The organism is Ferdinandcohnia sp. GQ5 (genome assembly GCF_059759275.1).
This window is the reverse complement of the sequence record NZ_JCAXEW010000020.1, coordinates 1-16,689: the sequence shown is the minus strand read 5'-3', so window position 1 is coordinate 16,689 and position 16,689 is coordinate 1. Positions and strand designations below refer to the sequence as shown.

Below are 16,689 nucleotides of genomic sequence, written 5' to 3'. Positions count from 1 at the left end.
TCTTCCTGTCCGAATTCTCCTTGCTTTCGGACTCAACGACGGCAGTTTCTCCTTACCCTGTCCAAATTCCCCTTATTTTCGGACTCGACGACGGCGGTTCCTACTCTTCCTGTCCGATTTCTCCTTACTTTCGGACTCGTGAACTGCCTTTCCTGCTCTACCAGTCTGAATACACCTAGTTAGATAAAAAAACAATCGTTCTTAATGATAGTAACCTCATAATAATAAAAAAATGACATGTTAAACTAATGTCAGTTTACATACCATTTTTTAAATTTATATTAAAACCGGAATGGTTTTGTCTCAACCTGCGCCCTTCACAAGTATAGACTTAAGTTTTTCCATCTTTTTCCCAATTGATTTCGCTGATAAAGGTAGATCCCAAGATTAAGATGCCACCCACAATTTGTATTAGGTTCATACTTTCATTTAAGATAATGGCCGCCATGATTACGGCGGAAATGGGGTCAATATAGCTTAACACGGCAATGGTTTGTCCCTTTAATTTTTTTATTGCAGAAAAATATAAAAGGTACGCTACCCCTGTATGAATGATCCCCACCATCAATAATAGACTGATTGACTGTAGATCAAGTCCTGAGTAATTCAGGCTTTGCGTTGCTAGAACGTATGGAAACAATACAATTGAGGCCATTGAAAGTTGCATAATTGTAGTTTCAAAATCTGATAGGCCCTTGATAAACTTATTAATGAGAATCATACTTGCGTAAAACGCCGCAGCCAATAATCCGTTCAATATGCCTACAGGATGATTGTATGTTCCAACCGTTGTTTCAGCACCTGGATTAACTACTAAAAGTAAACCTACAAAGGCGAATACAATGCTAATCCCCTTCATCCATGTCCATTTTTCCTTCAGTAATAATGGAGCCAAAATCATAACAAACACTGGGGCAAAATAATAGCTTAGCGTAGCATTTGAAATAGTTGTATACCGATAAGATTCAAATAAAAAAATCCAGTTAAAGCCCAACGCGGCCCCTGATAAAAGTAGTAAGATAAGGTTCCGTTTTGACATTTTCAATGAAAACTTCTGCTTAACTAAAAAACTAGCACCAATTAAAAACAAACTTCCAATTGTTCCACGAAATAAAGCCATTTCGCTCGAAGAAAGATCAATATTCTTCACAAATAACCCTATACTGCCAAAAATCAGCATCACTACTATAAAAATAAACTTTGCCTTCATTACCCTTCTCCTATTATAGGCCTCTCCCTCTTCCTATAGGACACGAGGGCAGGCACAAAATGTCCTAAAACTAAATGAAACAGAAAACCTCAATTTATGAGATTCTCTGTTTCACATGTTACATTGCTTTATTTAAATTGTCAGCCTATATTTTCATTTTCGGAATCTATTACGTAAAAAGTCTCGTAATCTTTTCCTCTATAAATGAATCGGTCCCTGTGGTCCAACTGGAACACCGATTAGGTACCAAACCACAGCAATTATGATCCAGAATATACCGAAGAATACTGTGTATGGAAACAGTCCAGAAATCAATGTACCTAACCCGATATTTTTATCGTATTTTTTCGCAAAAGATAATAGCAGTACTAAATAAGGAAGCATCGGTGTAATAGGATTTGTAATGGAATCCCCAACTCGGTAAATGGCTTGTGTAAACGCCGGGTGGTAATCCAAATACATAAACATCGGTACAAAGATTGGAGCAAGGATCGCCCACTTTGCTGATGCACTTCCAATTAGTAGATTTACAAAAGCAACAAAAATAATGAACAAAATGATTAATGGAACACCTGTTATTCCTATATCATTCAGGAAATTAGCCCCTTTAATCGCAATGATTGGACCTAGATTACTCTCGCTAAAGAATGAAAGTAATTGTGCAGCAAAGAACACTAACACAATGTATGGTCCCATCGTACTCATCGATTTACCTAAGATATTTCCAAAATCTCTTGAACTAGTAATTGTCTTGGCACCCAGTCCGTAGAAGAAACCAGGAATAAAGAAGAAGATTGTTAAAATTGGTACAATCCCTGAAATTAATGGTGAACCATCGATGATTGAACCAGTTTCCTGGTTTCGCAAAATGCCATTTTCAGGAATAATTAATGCCAATAAAACAATCACATAGACAGCTGTTGATATTCCTGCCCATTTTAGTCCACGACTTTCTTCTTGTGAAATTGATTCAATTGCCTCAATTTCACCTGTATATTCCCCGAATCTTGGAATCGTGAACTTATGTGTAACCCATAAAGAAATAAATAAAAGGACAATGGCAGATACCACTATAAAATAATAGTTCATTGCAGGATTTGCCGCATAATTAGGATCTACAGTTTGAGCCGCTGGACCAGTAAAGCCAGCAACTAGTGTATCTGACATCCCGATAATGAAGTTCGCAGCAAAAGCCCCAAGAGTGGAGGCATACGCCATAACGAGTCCGACAAGCGGATGATATCCAAAAGCCATCAATACACTTGCTGCAAGTGGCGGCAATACGATTGGACCTGCATCCCCTGCTGCGTTCCCTACAATCGCAATTAAAATTATGATTGGAATAATTAGCTTTTTGGGAGTCGTTAAGACCGCACGCTTCATAATCGTTGAGAAGAATCCACTATTTTCAGCCATTCCAATCCCAATCATCATAACAAGAACCATACCAAGTGGAGCAAAAGAGGTAAAGTTCGTTACTGAATTTAGTAAAATTGCAACTAGACCATCCCCAGTTACGAGATTAATTGCCTCCACTGCTTCCCCTGTCGTGGGATGTGTTGCTGATACATTGAATAACGATGCAATATAAGATGAAATCAAAGTAATGGCACAAAGAATAATAAACAATACGATTGGATCAGGTAACTTATTCCCTGCGTACTCAATCGAATCTAGCATTCGATTAAAAAAGGTATTATTTTTTTTCGTTGTAGTTTGCGACATACTATCTCCCTTCATTGGTGCATATGCTTATTTATTGTTGGGTTAAAGTTAATGCTGTAAAGACATGGAATCGTAATCCGTCTTTCAATGCTTGTTCATCAATATCAAACTTCGGATGATGGTGTGGATACGTGATTCCCTTTTCTTCGTTCCCTGCACCAATAATGACAAAGCAACCAGGCTTTTCATTACTGAATGCAGAGAAATCTTCTCCACCAAGAAGAGGATCAACCCACTCAAGTGTTCGATCAGGTAAGAACTCTTCAAGAACCTGTACAACTTCATCTGTTACGTGTTTGTCATTCATTACCGAACTATATCCATACGTATAGTTTACCTTTGCTTCAACACCGTTTGCTTTTGCAATTCCTTCAGTAATTTCAATGATACGATTTTTTACAAGTTCACGTACTTCAGGACTTAATGTTCGAACGGATCCACCAATTTCAACAGTATCTGGGATGACATTCAACGCTAACCCACCAGCTTTGAATTTAGTCACAGACACTACACTCGGTTGTAGTGGGTCAATGGACCGTGAGACTATATGATTAAGGCCAGTAACAATTTGTGCACCAGTCGCAAGAGGGTCAATTGTTAATTGAGGAGTTGAAGCATGTCCCCCTTTACCTTGTAATGAAATCTCAAACACATCACTTGCTGCTGTTAAAGCTCCATAACGGATGTGAATCGTACCAAAGGGAACTGTTGAAAATAAATGGACACCGACAACCTCATCAACTCCGTTAAGTACCCCAGCGGCAACCATCTCTTGTGCGCCTCCAGGAGGTAGTTCCTCTGCGTGTTGGAAAAGAAAGACGATTTCTCCACTTAAATCTTCTTTATGCTCCGTTAAAATCTTAGCTGCTCCTAACAACATCGATGTATGACCATCGTGTCCACAAGCATGCATGACACCATCTTTCGTTGAAGTAAACGGAAGCCCAGTTTCTTCTCTAATAGGCAAAGCATCCATATCTGCACGGAGAGCAATGACTTTTCCTGGCTTAGATCCCTTTAAACGGGCTACTACACTTGTTTTTGTCGGTCTTGATAATTCAAAACCACCAAAGCTTTCAAGAAGGTCATATACAAATTGAGAGGTATGATCCTCTTGAAAAGAAAGTTCTGGGTTTTGATGTAAAATGCGACGCCATTCGATTACATCCTGGTAAACATCATCTAATTGTAGAAGGATCTCATTCTTTTTCATAGTAACATCTCCCATTTCGTAAGTAATTTTTATAGAGCAGATCTGATATATAGTTTCTTAGAAAAATACTTTAGTACGTTAATATGATATAAGAATATACAAACTATTTCAATGGAAAATTATATTAATATTTTTCTGAATTAATAGTTTCATTTTGTTTTTCGTCTTAATACGGGTACACAGCGCCTGAATTACCCTGTGTTTTGCGGAATATATCCTATTTCAAAAAATAAAAAGGCAATACCCTATAGGATATTACCTTTAATAACTATATCTTTTGTTAGAATTCTATTTATGTGCGTTATACCTAACTTAATATATTACCTTTTTTCAATTATTGTAATATATCAATTTTCCCGTTCTCTGAACATTGTATCCTCTCCATTTTCAGCCACAATCGACTTAAAATCATGACCGGATGGATTTTGGAATAAGCGTATTCCAAATTCTGGAGCAACTGCAAAAAGATGGTCAAAAATATCAGCCTGAGTCGTTTCGTATACGTCCCATCTTACATCATTAGTAAAGGCATATATCTCCAGTGGTAATCCGTTCTCCGTAGGTGCCAATTGCCGTACCATCAATGTCATATCCTGATTGATACCGGGATGTTTTTGAAGATAATTGCTAATATAAGCCCTAAATACACCGACATTTGTCAAAGCCCTGCCGTTTACTGGATTACTACGATTAATATCATGCTTCATGTTGTATTCTTCAATTTCATGTTCTCTTTTTGTAATATAATCCGCTAGATAATGGATGTTTTTAAATTTCTCAATCATCTCTTCCGTACAAAATGAAATACTCGTTGAATCAATAAATAATGATCGCTTGATTCGTCGTCCACCGGATGTTTGCATTCCTCTCCAATTGATGAATGAATCGGATATAAGAGCATAACTCGGAATTGTCGTAATCGTTTTATCAAAATTTTGCACCTTAACTGTAACTAGAGATATGTCAATAATATCCCCATCTGCGCCGTACTTTGGCATTTCAATCCAGTCACCAACCCGAACCATATCATTGGAGGTCAACTGAATTCCTGCTACAAGCCCTAATAATGAATCTTTAAATACCAACAAGAATACAGCTGATAGTGCACCAATCCCACTGAGAAGAATAAAAGGACTCTTCCCCATTAAGTTTGCAATAACCAGGATGAATCCAAGGGTTATTACGACAATTTTCACAACCTGAACATATCCTTTTATTGGCCTAGTTTTAGAAATTTCATATGTTTGATAAATATCATTTATTGCATTTAAAATTCCATTAATAACCATTAATGCCACAATGATGATATAGACATTTGCAGCCATTCTAATAACATCATCATACGGCTCAAAGGTAGAAGCGAAGAAGTGAATGATAATTGCTGGAACAATATGTGATAACCTGCGGAAAACCTTCCTCTCAAGAAGCATATTATCCCATGTAAATTTTGTACTAGTTACGATTTTTGTGATAATCCTAATGATCACTTTTTTTGTAATAAAATTAGCGATAATACAAAGAAGTGCGATAAAGAGAATCATTATTATCGTTGAAAGATACTTAACTACTGTTGGGTCCAATTCATATTCTAAAAGATATTTCTGAATTAATTTCATTTGTCTCCTCCATGGTATGTAAATTTCTGTTATCTTCTAAGGTGTATGAGTTCACCACGTATTGTGAGATGCTTTTTATTATATCAAATAATTTCTCCCTTTCCTTCATAAACACACATTAGATTTCGATAAACCAATCACCATACAAATTATTCGGATTGTAACAAATAATTACGTCTATATATATTAAATTGTTTTCTCAAAAAAAGACCTGACCACAAATGTAGCCAAGTCCCTTTTTGATATTGTGGGTTAAACTCTTTTTAAATACTCTCCTGTTTCAACCCATCGATTATATTTTCTTTTTTCACTTTTTGTATTGAATACAGCATGGCTGCCCCTACAATAATAAAGATGATGATTACGACAAATAAGATACTCATCCATGGAAGATTAAATCCATATTCAAACGTATTCCTAAGTGACCAATAAATTAAAAACATGATGACAAAGCTTATTGGAAGACCATATAGTAGAGCCTTTACACCATAAAATACACTCTCATAATTAATCATTTTATTAAAGCCTTTCGGGGTCATCCCCACTGATCTCAGCATTGCAAATTCACGTTTTCGAAGCGAGATACTCGTTGAAATTGTATTAAAAATATTTGCAATAGAGATTAACGAAATCAGGGCGATAAAGCCATAGGTGAAAATAGACATCATTATTATCATTTGCTCTTGTTCTTGTCTTCTTTGATAGACGTTATAGACATGCGTGCCAGAGTCTGTGATTTTATCCAACTCATCCTGTGTTGCCATTGGATCTGAACTATTCATGTATAATTCAGTTTGGATTTCACTTTTTGCCTTCTCATTTCCTTCAACAACCTTTGTTAATATATCCTCTGAAACAATTATATCTAATCCACCAAGACTAGATGTTGTAGTACCCATTGGTAGCTGGTCGGTCAATGCTTGAGCTTTAATATTAGCTAAAAATTGTTGCTCTTCAGTCTCATAGTTCATTAAATTAAGTGCAAGTGTATCTCCTACGTTTATATGAATAGATTTTGTATCAATAAATTTCCCCGTCTCGTAATCTTGATAGTTGATGTTATCGATTATGATCGCATTAAGTTCATTTGTATTTTCAAATTCCCCAGAATCCGTACCTACTTTTGCTGCATAGGTATTGAAACTGTCATGATCCAAACCATGTAATCTTACATAATAAGAAAATTTTCCATCTTGTAAAATGGAGGGATCCTTTTCTATAGATTTTAATAACTCGTTTGGAAGTTGATCTTTCTCTGTTAATGTTGTTAAATAGATCGTTTGAATAATACTTGAATTCGTTACATAATCAAGTTTCGTGAATGGTAATAGATCTTCTTTGCCCATCTGATCATTAATCACTTGAATATCATAATTAATATTATCTACAGATAGTTCCAACGACTTCTTCAGGTCCTCTGTGAAATATGACACTGTCAAAAAGAGGACAATACTGATGACAAGCGAAAAAACAGTTGCTTGATATCTTTTCTTGTTTCGTTTCAAATTTTTCAAACCAATTTCAGCTTCAATCCCAAATAGTTTACGTACAAGTTTTGATGTCTTAACTGTTTTTCTTGATAGTTTGATATCCTGTGTTTGACGTATCGCATCAATCGCTGAAACCTTTGACGCTCTCATCGCTGGAATATAGGTGGAGATAAAAATTGTTACAATTGAAATCACACAGGCTACTAAAAGAGAAGCTGGTGTAATAATTACATTTAGTTTTTCAGCAACATTTAGAGCTCCTTCAAGATAAGTGTTAATAAATGAAAAGGTTACCCCAATTCCAGCAAGACCCGAAAGGATACCTATTGGAATACTAACCGCACCAATCACAGCTCCTTCAAAGAAGACGGAATTCCGCTTCTGTTTTTTTGTCGCTCCTACACTTGATAGCATTCCTAAATGTCTTGACCGTTCAGATACACTAATTGCGAAAGCATTGTAGATTAATGCGACTGAACCAATAATAATAACTGCCATGACAATACCTGCCACAGAAAATAAGGTCAGACGCAGACTATCATTGTCTGTGACTCCATAAAAGCGTAATAATTCTTTATTATAGGATACAGAATTGATCCCATTTTCTTTAGCAATGGTTTCTGAATGCTGATATAATGAACCCTTCACTTTTTCTAATACCACAACTGCGTCTGCTGTACGATTTTTACCCAAAGCATTTTTGTCTACGTATTTAACCACCGTATATCCTGGCGACCATGATGGTTCCCATGTTGGACGTTTAATGGTCCCAACAATAGTAAACGTTTCACTAGACTCAATCTTAAGTTTTTCTGTAACCCCATTTTCATCGGATTGCAATGAATAATTCTGACCCAGCGGTTCCTCTTCACCGGCTACTAATCTTTTTCCGATTTCGACCGAAAGTTTGTCACCGATGTTATATTCGACCTTAGCATTATCGGCAATTGCTTCGGATATGACAATTTCATCATTCTTTAAAGGTAAACGTCCTTCAGCTAATTCAATTGGAAATTGTTGAAACCCTGCTGTGTTATATTCTTTAATAAACAGATAAGGTTTACTCTTATTTTTCGAACCCTCAAGTTTTGCATAGCCTAGATCATTTGAAAGGACTAATTTTTTCGTTTGACTATCTTTTTCAATTGCCTTGATTTGTTCCACATTGACATCGTTATATTTGACGTGCCATTCCCCGTTGTCCGCAATGTTATCTCGAATCATTAAGTTTAAAAAAGAGACACCCAGTGTTGCAACAGCTGTTATCATTGCAACAGAAATGATAACACCAATGATTGTGACGAGGGTTCTTCGTTTATTTTCCTTCAAATGTCGAATCGTCAGTTTGTTAATGATGTTCATGGACGAATCACCTCGTCCTTAGCGATCCTTCCGTCCTCTATTGAAATGACACGGTCAGCTTGAAGGGCAATTCGCTCATCGTGGGTAATAACAAGCAAGGTTTGATTATAGGTTTTATTGAACATTTTTAAAAGTTCAATGATTTCGCTGCTATTCTTACTATCTAGATTTCCAGTCGGTTCATCTGCTAGCATAATCGCTGGATTACTAATAAGGGCACGACCTATCGACACCCGCTGTTGCTGACCTCCAGAAAGCTGATTTGGTAAATGGTTTAAACGTTGTTCTAAACCGAGAATCTTTACAATATCCGCAAACTGCTTCGGATCAACCTTATGTTCATCTAATAGCATGGGTAATGTAATATTTTCTTCTACCGTTAAGATTGGAATTAAGTTATAAAACTGATAGATTAACCCAATCTGTCTCCTTCTAAAAATCGCGAGTTGTGTTTCATTTAGATCATAAATATCTGTGTTATCAATTAGTACCTTACCGCTAGATGGTCGGTCAACACCACCGAGTAGGTGCAATAGTGTTGATTTACCTGAACCTGAAGGACCAATAATGGCTACAAATTCTCCCTTTTTCACTGAAAATGAAACATTATCAAGTGCCTTAACTGCTGTTTCACCTTTTCCATATATCTTAGACAGATTCTCGATTTGTAATATATTCATAAGTAAACCTCCATAATTTCAATGTTGAGTTCAGTATATCTGTCTAAGATGACTCTAAAGTGACTACGAAAGTGACATTTTATTCACTTTAGGTGGAATACGCAGCTGTATACGCTAGATCACCTGTTTGTAAAGTTTTATTTTGAACTGCGTGCCTTCTTCTTTACTGCTCTTCACTTCAATATCACCTTGTTGACTATTTATAATACTATGGGCCATTGCTAGACCAATTCCGACACTATCTTCACCTGCATTCTTCCCCTTGTAAAAACGTTTAAAGATATAGGGGAGATCTTCTTTGGCTATGCCTTTTCCATTATCTGAAATAATAATCTCGGTATATAATGCATTCTCAGAAAATGAAATGGATATTTTTCCACCATCAGGCGTATGTTCAACACAATTTTTCAAAATATTAAGAAGTGCCTCTGATGTCCAGTTGAAATCCCCAAGAAAGGATACCTCTTTGTCTCCTTCAACATGCAGGTTTTGCTGTTTAATATCCATTGGAACTAATACAGGTTGAATTGCACGTTCTATCAGCTCTAAAACATAGACTGTATCCTTCTTAAAAGAAACAGTTCCAGCATCAATTTTTGAAAGTTTCAATAACGATGACACCAGCCATTCAATTCTTTCTAGCTGAATACGGATGTTATTTGTGAATTCACCCCGTTTTGCATCATCTAGTTTCTCATCCCCCAATAAATCAGCCATAACCATCATGGAGGTAAGTGGAGTTTTTAGCTGATGCGAAATATCCGAAATTGCATTCGTAAGTTTTAACTTATCCTGTTGCAAAAGAGTGCTATGCTCAGATAGCTTTAATGTCACTTTATAAATATCACTCTTTAGGATGCTAAGCTCGCCTTCATGATTGTCTCTTACATCTAAACTATAATCACCACTCGTTATCCTCCGTAAATATCCAGAAAGTTTTTCAATTTCACGATATCTCCACTTCGTAAATCCCAAAATACATCCAATCAGTAGAGCTGCTGTGAAAAAAACGAGTAGTGCAGCAAGTCCAGAAAAAAGAAAATAGGCAAACAAAGACGCAACCAGTGTTATAGAAAAAAGAGCCAGAAGTAAGAACTGGATTTCCCGGTTACGCAACATATTACTCACCAACCTTATAGCCCATTCCACGGACTGTCTTAATAATTTTCGGGCTTTGTGGGTCATCTTCAAGCTTCTCTCGTAATCTTTTGATATAAACGGTTAATGTGTTATCATTCACAAAATCACCCGCTACATCCCAAATTCGATCAAGTAATTGTGTTCTAGTAAGAACTTGACCAATGTGGTTCGCGAATATCAAAAATAGACGGTATTCTAATGAAGTCAGAAGTACCTCCTCTCCATTTTTATAAACCTTACCTTCTAACGTATTAATACGAATATTTTCTATTTCAAAAACATTCTTGGTTTGTGCCATTGTTTGCCTATTGTAACGACGAAGCACCGATTTGATCCGTGACATTAACTCACGAATACGGAATGGCTTTGTAATATAATCATCTGCACCCATGTCTAAACCCATCACAACGTTCACTTCGTCATCCAAAGCCGTTAAAAAAATCACAGGTTTATCACCTTGCTTCTTTACTAACTCACATAGCTCATATCCACTTCCGTCTGGTAAAGATAAATCAAATAAAAACAAATTAATACTGTTCCAACTATCTGAAATAATCTGCTTAGCATCCTCAACATTATGACAAACAATCGTCTCATACTCATCCTGCTTCAACGTATAATCCAACCCAGAAGCGATCGTCCTATCATCCTCAACAACTAAAATTTTCATCATAACGGGTCAAAGGGACAGGTCCCTTGTCCCAACCCTCCCCATCGTCTAAGTCTGTTCTAGGTTATTTTATCAAAAACAAAATCCCCTGGACATGTTGTTTGTACATCTCCAGGGGATATTCCTTTAAACATAGATAAAATAAACAATAAACGTAACAAAAAGAACATACATAATTGGATGTACTTCTCTATGTCTTCCCAATGCAAGCATTGTAACAGGATACATGATGAAACCTAAAGCAATTCCTGTTGCGACGCTAAATGTCAATGGCATCATAATAATTGTCGTAAATGCTGGTATGGCAATGTCTAATTTCGTCCAGTCAATATGTCGCACTTCTGCCACCATCATTGCACCCACGATTATGAGGGCTGGAGCGGTGATTTCGGATGTAACAACCGCTAACAATGGCGAGAAAAAGAGGGCTAAAAAGAAAAAGCCTGAGATGACAACTGATGAAAAACCAGTTCGTGCACCAGCTGCAATACCTGCAGTAGATTCAATCAAGGAAGCAGTTGGTGACGTTCCTAGAACAGAACCGATAACAGTTGCAGAAGCATCCGATAATAATGCAGGACCCGCGTTTGGAATTTTATTATCCTTTAAAATTCCAGCCTGACTCGCAACAGCAATCAATGTGCCTGCTGTATCAAAAAATCCAACAAATAAAAAGGTAAAAATGACAATAATTAAGTCTGGTGTAAATACATTTGGAAGTTCAGAAAAAACAACACCAAATGTTGGTTCAAGACTTGGGATTTTTCCTATGATACCTGCAGGCTTCTCAATAATCCCAAAGATCATCCCCACAACTGAAGAAATAACCATACCGTAAAATATACCACCACGAATTCCCCTAACGAGCATTATGGAGGTAATGATGAATCCGAATAAGGCAAGCACAGTCGCACCAGATGTGAAGTCTCCAAGTGATACAAATGTAGCTTCGTTTCCGACAATAATCTTCGCATTTTTTAGTCCAATAAACGCAACAAAAAAACCAATCCCACCCGCAATCGCATACTTCAAATCCTGCGGTATCACATTAATAATTTTTTCACGGATTTTTAAGACACTTAAAAGGACAAATAAGATACCTGCGACGAAAACGCCCGTTAATGCTGTCTGCCAAGGAATTCCCATCCCAATCACAACAGAATACGTAAAAAAAGAATTTAGACCCATACTAGGGGCAATCCCGATTGGATAATTAGATAGGAGACCAATAAGCAGCGAGCCAAGAATAATAGTTATTGCGGTTGCCGTAAAAACGGCACCTTTGTCCATCCCTGATTCACCTAAAACGATAGGATTGACCACAAGGATGTAGGCCATCGATAGAAATGTTGTGAGTCCGCCAATAAATTCCTGCTTATATGTTGTTTGGCGCGTATTGAAGTCAAAATAATTTTTCATATTTCTATATTCCCCATTTTGCTTTGATTTATTTTTTCAAAATAAAAAAAGCCTTGATAGTGTAGACCTACCAAAGCACGTACAAAATTTAGTCAAAAGGACAAATCATATCCTTATAAACCATTTGTAGTCAAGCTTTTTACGGTAGCTTGGTAGAAACAATCGGGCCATATTCCCGAACATATACAAATTACTATATTCATATAACTTAAAAAATCTAACAATGATTTTAAGTTTCGTCAAGTTTTTTTCTCTTTTGTTATACCTTTAGTATAACAAACGTGTTATACTATACATAGAACAGATAGGAGGGATTGAAATGATTATTCGAATTGAGCCCGAATCCGATATTCCCATTTACCAACAAATGACCAATCAAATCATTGAAGGAATTGCTATAGGGTTGATTCAGCCAGGTGATTCCCTACCATCCGTGAGAACGTTTGCCGCAGACCTTGGCATTAACATGCACACAGTTAACAAAAGCTATCACCAACTTGAGAAAAAAGGAATTATTCGAATCGTTCCGAAATCTGGGGCGGTGATTTCTTCCCCACACGATTTCAACGATTTTTCCTTTAACAGGTTAAAGGAAAACTATAAATTACTCATCGCGGAATCACTCGTTGTCGGTATGTCCAATGAACAAATTCAAGAATTAGTTTCTTCTACTATAAATCATTTAAAAAACTCATCAAATAAGGAGGCATAATTATGACGTTGGCTATCTTTCTCATAATCGCGGTTATTCTAGCCGGGATTCAGATCGCAGTTCCTTTTCTTGTGAAACGCACAGTTATCTTCGGGATTACAGTTCCCGAAAAACATATTAATAATGAAAAACTTTCTTCTTTTAAAAAGAAATATTCCCTGCTTGTATCCCTTTTATCTATAATCTCTTTGGTAAGTTACGCAATATGGGTACTTTCTAGCAGCGCCTCAGAAGAACAGACCGTTTTGATTGGAACCGTTATTCAATTTGCGATTATTTTGTTTAGCTTTACCCTCTATTTTTATTTTCACGGAAAAACTCTTCAGTTAAAAAAGAAAATGAAATGGGGAGAAAGTATAAAACAAATTCAAATCGCTGATCTGTCAGCACGTGCTAAGGATGAAATGCTGCCTTGGTATGTCTTTTTAGTACCCATATTCATCACAGTTGGTGTAATCGGTTATACCATTTCTCAATATACTCTTCTTCCAGACCAGATTCCAACTCACTGGGGAATTAACGGCGAAGCTGATGCCTTTACTGATAAAACACCTGTTTCAGCCGTTTCATCCCCACTCATGTTGCTTGTGATGCAGGTAATGTTTCTAGCGATTATTATAAGCACAAAAAAATCAGGCATTAAACTAAGTGCAACAGCAACAAACGCTTCACGATTGCGACAATTAACATTACGTAAATATACAAGCTGGTTACTATTTTTAACGTCTATTTTATTAACGGGAATGTTTAGTTTCTTTCAATTAAGAACGATACATCCTGATATTGTGGACGGAACGATTGTTATGGCCGTACCAATTATTTTCCTAGTTATTACTTTAGGCTCTACGGTAGCATTTGCTCTAAAAGTTGGCCGTTCAGATAAACGATCCATTGATGAAGCAGCTGCAGGCATAACAGATTATGACGATGACAAGCACTGGGTTGGCGGTCTCTTTTATGTCAACAAAAATGACCCTTCCATCTTTGTTGAAAAACGCTTTGGTGTAGGCTGGACGATCAACTTCGGTAACCCAATTGGGTATTTAATTATTTTAATACCCATAGCTATCATCATCCTGTTTAGCTTTCTTTAAAAAATCGACAAGCGTTGCTTGCCGATTTTTTTCATCCAGATGATGGGTTTAGTTTCATTTTTGTATCGTAGGCTCGGAAAGCCTTACCATAGAAATAGGCAAAACTACCTTGTAATCCAGCTGCAAGATAAAAAGGTAAAGCCAAAGCACCTAACCCGAAAAGATAGCCAGTAATATACGGACCAATTGAAATTGGCAGACGCATTGATAAAAGATTAATACTTGATGCAAATCCACTTCTTTTTCCACGCGTTAGGCTAACACTTAGTGCTTGCCCTGCACCTTGTGACCCTCGATTTAATGCCGTTCTTAGAATATAAAGAATGGATACAAGTGCATATGAGGACAACAATGGCATTAATATGAGAAGAAGGCATGCTACATAACGAACCATTACAATCGATTGTACTGTCCCATATTTATGTGAAATTCTAGCTTGAAACATCGAAATAATACCGGTCGCAAAAAAAGTAAGAGCTAATGTACTACCAATTTGCGCACTGCTTACACCAAATTTCACAGAAAACCAGTAAGCCATCATCGGCCCCGTCAATCCAATTGCGATCCCATTCAACACATTAATCCCTGCTAATTTTAAAATAGCTGTATTTTCTTCCTTTGTAATTTTCATTTCTTCATTCTCGCTCATCTTCTCTATTGGTTTTTCTTTTCGGTTAAAAGATTCTCTACTAACTGTTAATACAATGGCAGTCGTAGCAATTGAAAATGCAAATGTAGCATAAAAGGCGAGATGGTAGACAGAGATTCCAAGTGAGAGGTTGCCAAACCCCATCGTACCCACTAGCATCGCCCCTGTCGCCATTCCAAAAAAGCTTAGCGCATTATTGAGACTATAGATTTTTCCTCGTTCCGAGGGTTTGATAAAAGATGCAAGCCATGCCTGTTCCGCAGGAGCAAACGGGCTTGCTGAACCCGCATCTGCTTTTCCAAAACCGGAAAAGGCAATCGCAATAAACAATAGGAAAGGATTGATGGACAGGATTCCAATCAATGCACACCCTGCCGTCGAAAGTTCCGAAACCAGAACAAAAGGTTTCCTGCCTACGCGGTCGCTGAATATACCAACAAACGGTGCAAGAAAAACCCCCAGCAATCCACCTGCAGCTAGCACAGTTCCGATTTTAACAGAACTCCACCCTAAATCATCTAGGTATAGTGCTAACACAACAACCATCATACCTTGTCCTATACTTCGAATTAGATTGACTAACATTAGCTTTTTGACCTCGGGATGTATTCTATCTGTATGGTCTTCTTTGACTAGCATATTTTCACCACTTTGAATTGAGACATTGGATTGAGTCTTGGTTAAAATAGGTAATTGGGATAATCTTATTTAAAAGCCTTCCATAGTGTGGTGGCATTTATTCACTAGGTGTGGGGAGAGGGATATTTTTAATACGGATTGTCCGATTTCTTTATTTATAATCTGAGCGGGGGCTATTCGCGTTTTCGCTCATAGATTTTATGAAGAGGATTCAGTGTGGGAATTGTTGTTTTTTTCCTCTTCATAACTCTTATGAAGAGGATTGGGGGACGAGGATGCTCTCGCTTTCCCCTTCATAGCTTCGATGAACAGGATTGGGTTGCAGGATTGGTCTCGTTTTCCCCTTCATAACTTCTATGAAGAAGATTGGGGGACGGGGGTTGCTCTCGTTTTCCCCTTCATAGCTTCGATGAAGAGGATTCGGCGACGGGATTGGTCTCCTTTTCCCCTTCATAGCTTTTATGAAGAGGATTCAGTGTGGGAATTGTTGTTCTTTTCCTCTTCATAACTCTTATGAAGAGGATTGGGGGACGGGGTTACTCTCGTTTTCCCCTTCATAGCTTCGATGAAGAGGATTCAGGGACGGGATTGGTCTCGTTTTCCCCTTCATAGCTTCGATGAAGAGGATTCGGCGACGAAGGTGATCTACTTTTCCCCTTCATAGATCTGATGAAGAGGATTCGAGGACAGGGTTGCTCTTGTTTTCCCCTTCATAGCTTTTATGAAGAGGATTCAGTGTGGGAATTGTTGTTCTTTTCCTCTTCATAACTCTTATGAAGAGGATTCGGCGACGAGGTTACTCTCGCTTTCCCCTTCATAGCTTCGATGAAGGACTTTACACCAAGATCCAGACTACACTCGGTCCTTCATCACCTCCATGAAGCACTTTACACCAAGCTCCTAGCTACACCCGCTCCTTCATCACCTCGATGAAGGACTTTACACCGACGCCCAGGCTACACTCAGTCCTTCATCACCCCTATGAAGCACTTTACACCAAGCTCCTAGCTACACCCGCTCCTTCATCACCTCGATGAAGGACTTTACACCGACGCCCAGGCTACACTCAG

At 37.5% G+C, this 16,689-nt stretch carries 12 protein-coding genes and 1 riboswitch; of the genes, 2 read left to right on the top strand and 10 right to left on the bottom strand.

The annotated features are described in order from the left end of the window. Nucleotides 1-331 precede the first annotated feature (331 nt). The 9 genes from AC6CHV_RS20955 to AC6CHV_RS20915 form a co-directional block, all read right to left on the bottom strand. On the bottom strand, nt 332-1,210 hold the full coding sequence (locus AC6CHV_RS20955; RefSeq protein WP_341332646.1) for a DMT family transporter: 879 nt from the start codon (nt 1,208-1,210) through the stop codon (nt 332-334). A gap of 198 nt (nt 1,211-1,408) precedes the next feature. After that, a complete protein-coding gene (locus tag AC6CHV_RS20950) occupies nt 1,409-2,935 on the bottom strand; it encodes an AbgT family transporter (protein ID WP_341332647.1) in 1,527 nt (508 codons plus the stop codon). Between the two features lie 31 nt (nt 2,936-2,966). After that, nucleotides 2,967-4,148 (bottom strand): amidohydrolase, encoded by a 1,182-nt coding sequence (locus AC6CHV_RS20945; RefSeq protein WP_498079612.1) that lies wholly within the window; start codon nt 4,146-4,148, stop codon nt 2,967-2,969. Between the two features lie 347 nt (nt 4,149-4,495). After that, nucleotides 4,496-5,764 carry a mechanosensitive ion channel family protein gene (locus AC6CHV_RS20940; protein WP_341332649.1) on the bottom strand — a complete coding sequence of 423 codons (1,269 nt, stop codon included), beginning with the start codon at nt 5,762-5,764 and terminating at the stop codon, nt 4,496-4,498. Between the two features lie 263 nt (nt 5,765-6,027). Next, complete coding sequence (locus tag AC6CHV_RS20935; protein ID WP_341332650.1) at nt 6,028-8,616, bottom strand: FtsX-like permease family protein; 2,589 nt, start codon at nt 8,614-8,616, stop codon at nt 6,028-6,030. After that, a complete protein-coding gene (locus AC6CHV_RS20930) occupies nt 8,613-9,296 on the bottom strand; it encodes an ABC transporter ATP-binding protein (protein ID WP_341332651.1) in 684 nt (227 codons plus the stop codon). Before AC6CHV_RS20930 ends, AC6CHV_RS20935 begins: the two co-directional genes overlap by 4 nt. A gap of 114 nt (nt 9,297-9,410) precedes the next feature. Next, nucleotides 9,411-10,415 (bottom strand): sensor histidine kinase, encoded by a 1,005-nt coding sequence (locus tag AC6CHV_RS20925; protein WP_341332652.1) that lies wholly within the window; start codon nt 10,413-10,415, stop codon nt 9,411-9,413. Nucleotide 10,416: 1 nt separating this feature from the next. Next, nucleotides 10,417-11,106, bottom strand: coding sequence for a response regulator transcription factor (locus AC6CHV_RS20920; RefSeq protein ID WP_341332653.1), 690 nt, complete (start codon nt 11,104-11,106; stop codon nt 10,417-10,419). A gap of 126 nt (nt 11,107-11,232) precedes the next feature. Further along, nucleotides 11,233-12,525, bottom strand: a complete 1,293-nt coding sequence (locus AC6CHV_RS20915; RefSeq protein ID WP_121448872.1) for a solute carrier family 23 protein — start codon at nt 12,523-12,525, stop codon at nt 11,233-11,235. Between the two features lie 107 nt (nt 12,526-12,632). Further along, nucleotides 12,633-12,734: riboswitch (purine riboswitch) on the bottom strand. A gap of 110 nt (nt 12,735-12,844) precedes the next feature. Here AC6CHV_RS20915 and AC6CHV_RS20910 point away from each other — a divergent pair. Continuing rightward, the gene (locus AC6CHV_RS20910; protein ID WP_341332654.1) at nt 12,845-13,237 is read left to right on the top strand and encodes a GntR family transcriptional regulator; all 393 of its coding nucleotides are present in this window, start codon (nt 12,845-12,847) and stop codon (nt 13,235-13,237) included. A gap of 2 nt (nt 13,238-13,239) precedes the next feature. Further along, on the top strand, nt 13,240-14,331 hold the full coding sequence (locus AC6CHV_RS20905) for a DUF1648 domain-containing protein (protein ID WP_341332655.1): 1,092 nt from the start codon (nt 13,240-13,242) through the stop codon (nt 14,329-14,331). 31 nt (nt 14,332-14,362) lie between these two features. Here the strand turns inward: AC6CHV_RS20905 and AC6CHV_RS20900 are convergent, their stop codons facing one another. Beyond that, nucleotides 14,363-15,619 (bottom strand): MFS transporter, encoded by a 1,257-nt coding sequence (locus tag AC6CHV_RS20900; protein WP_498079611.1) that lies wholly within the window; start codon nt 15,617-15,619, stop codon nt 14,363-14,365. Nucleotides 15,620-16,689: the final 1,070 nt, after the last annotated feature.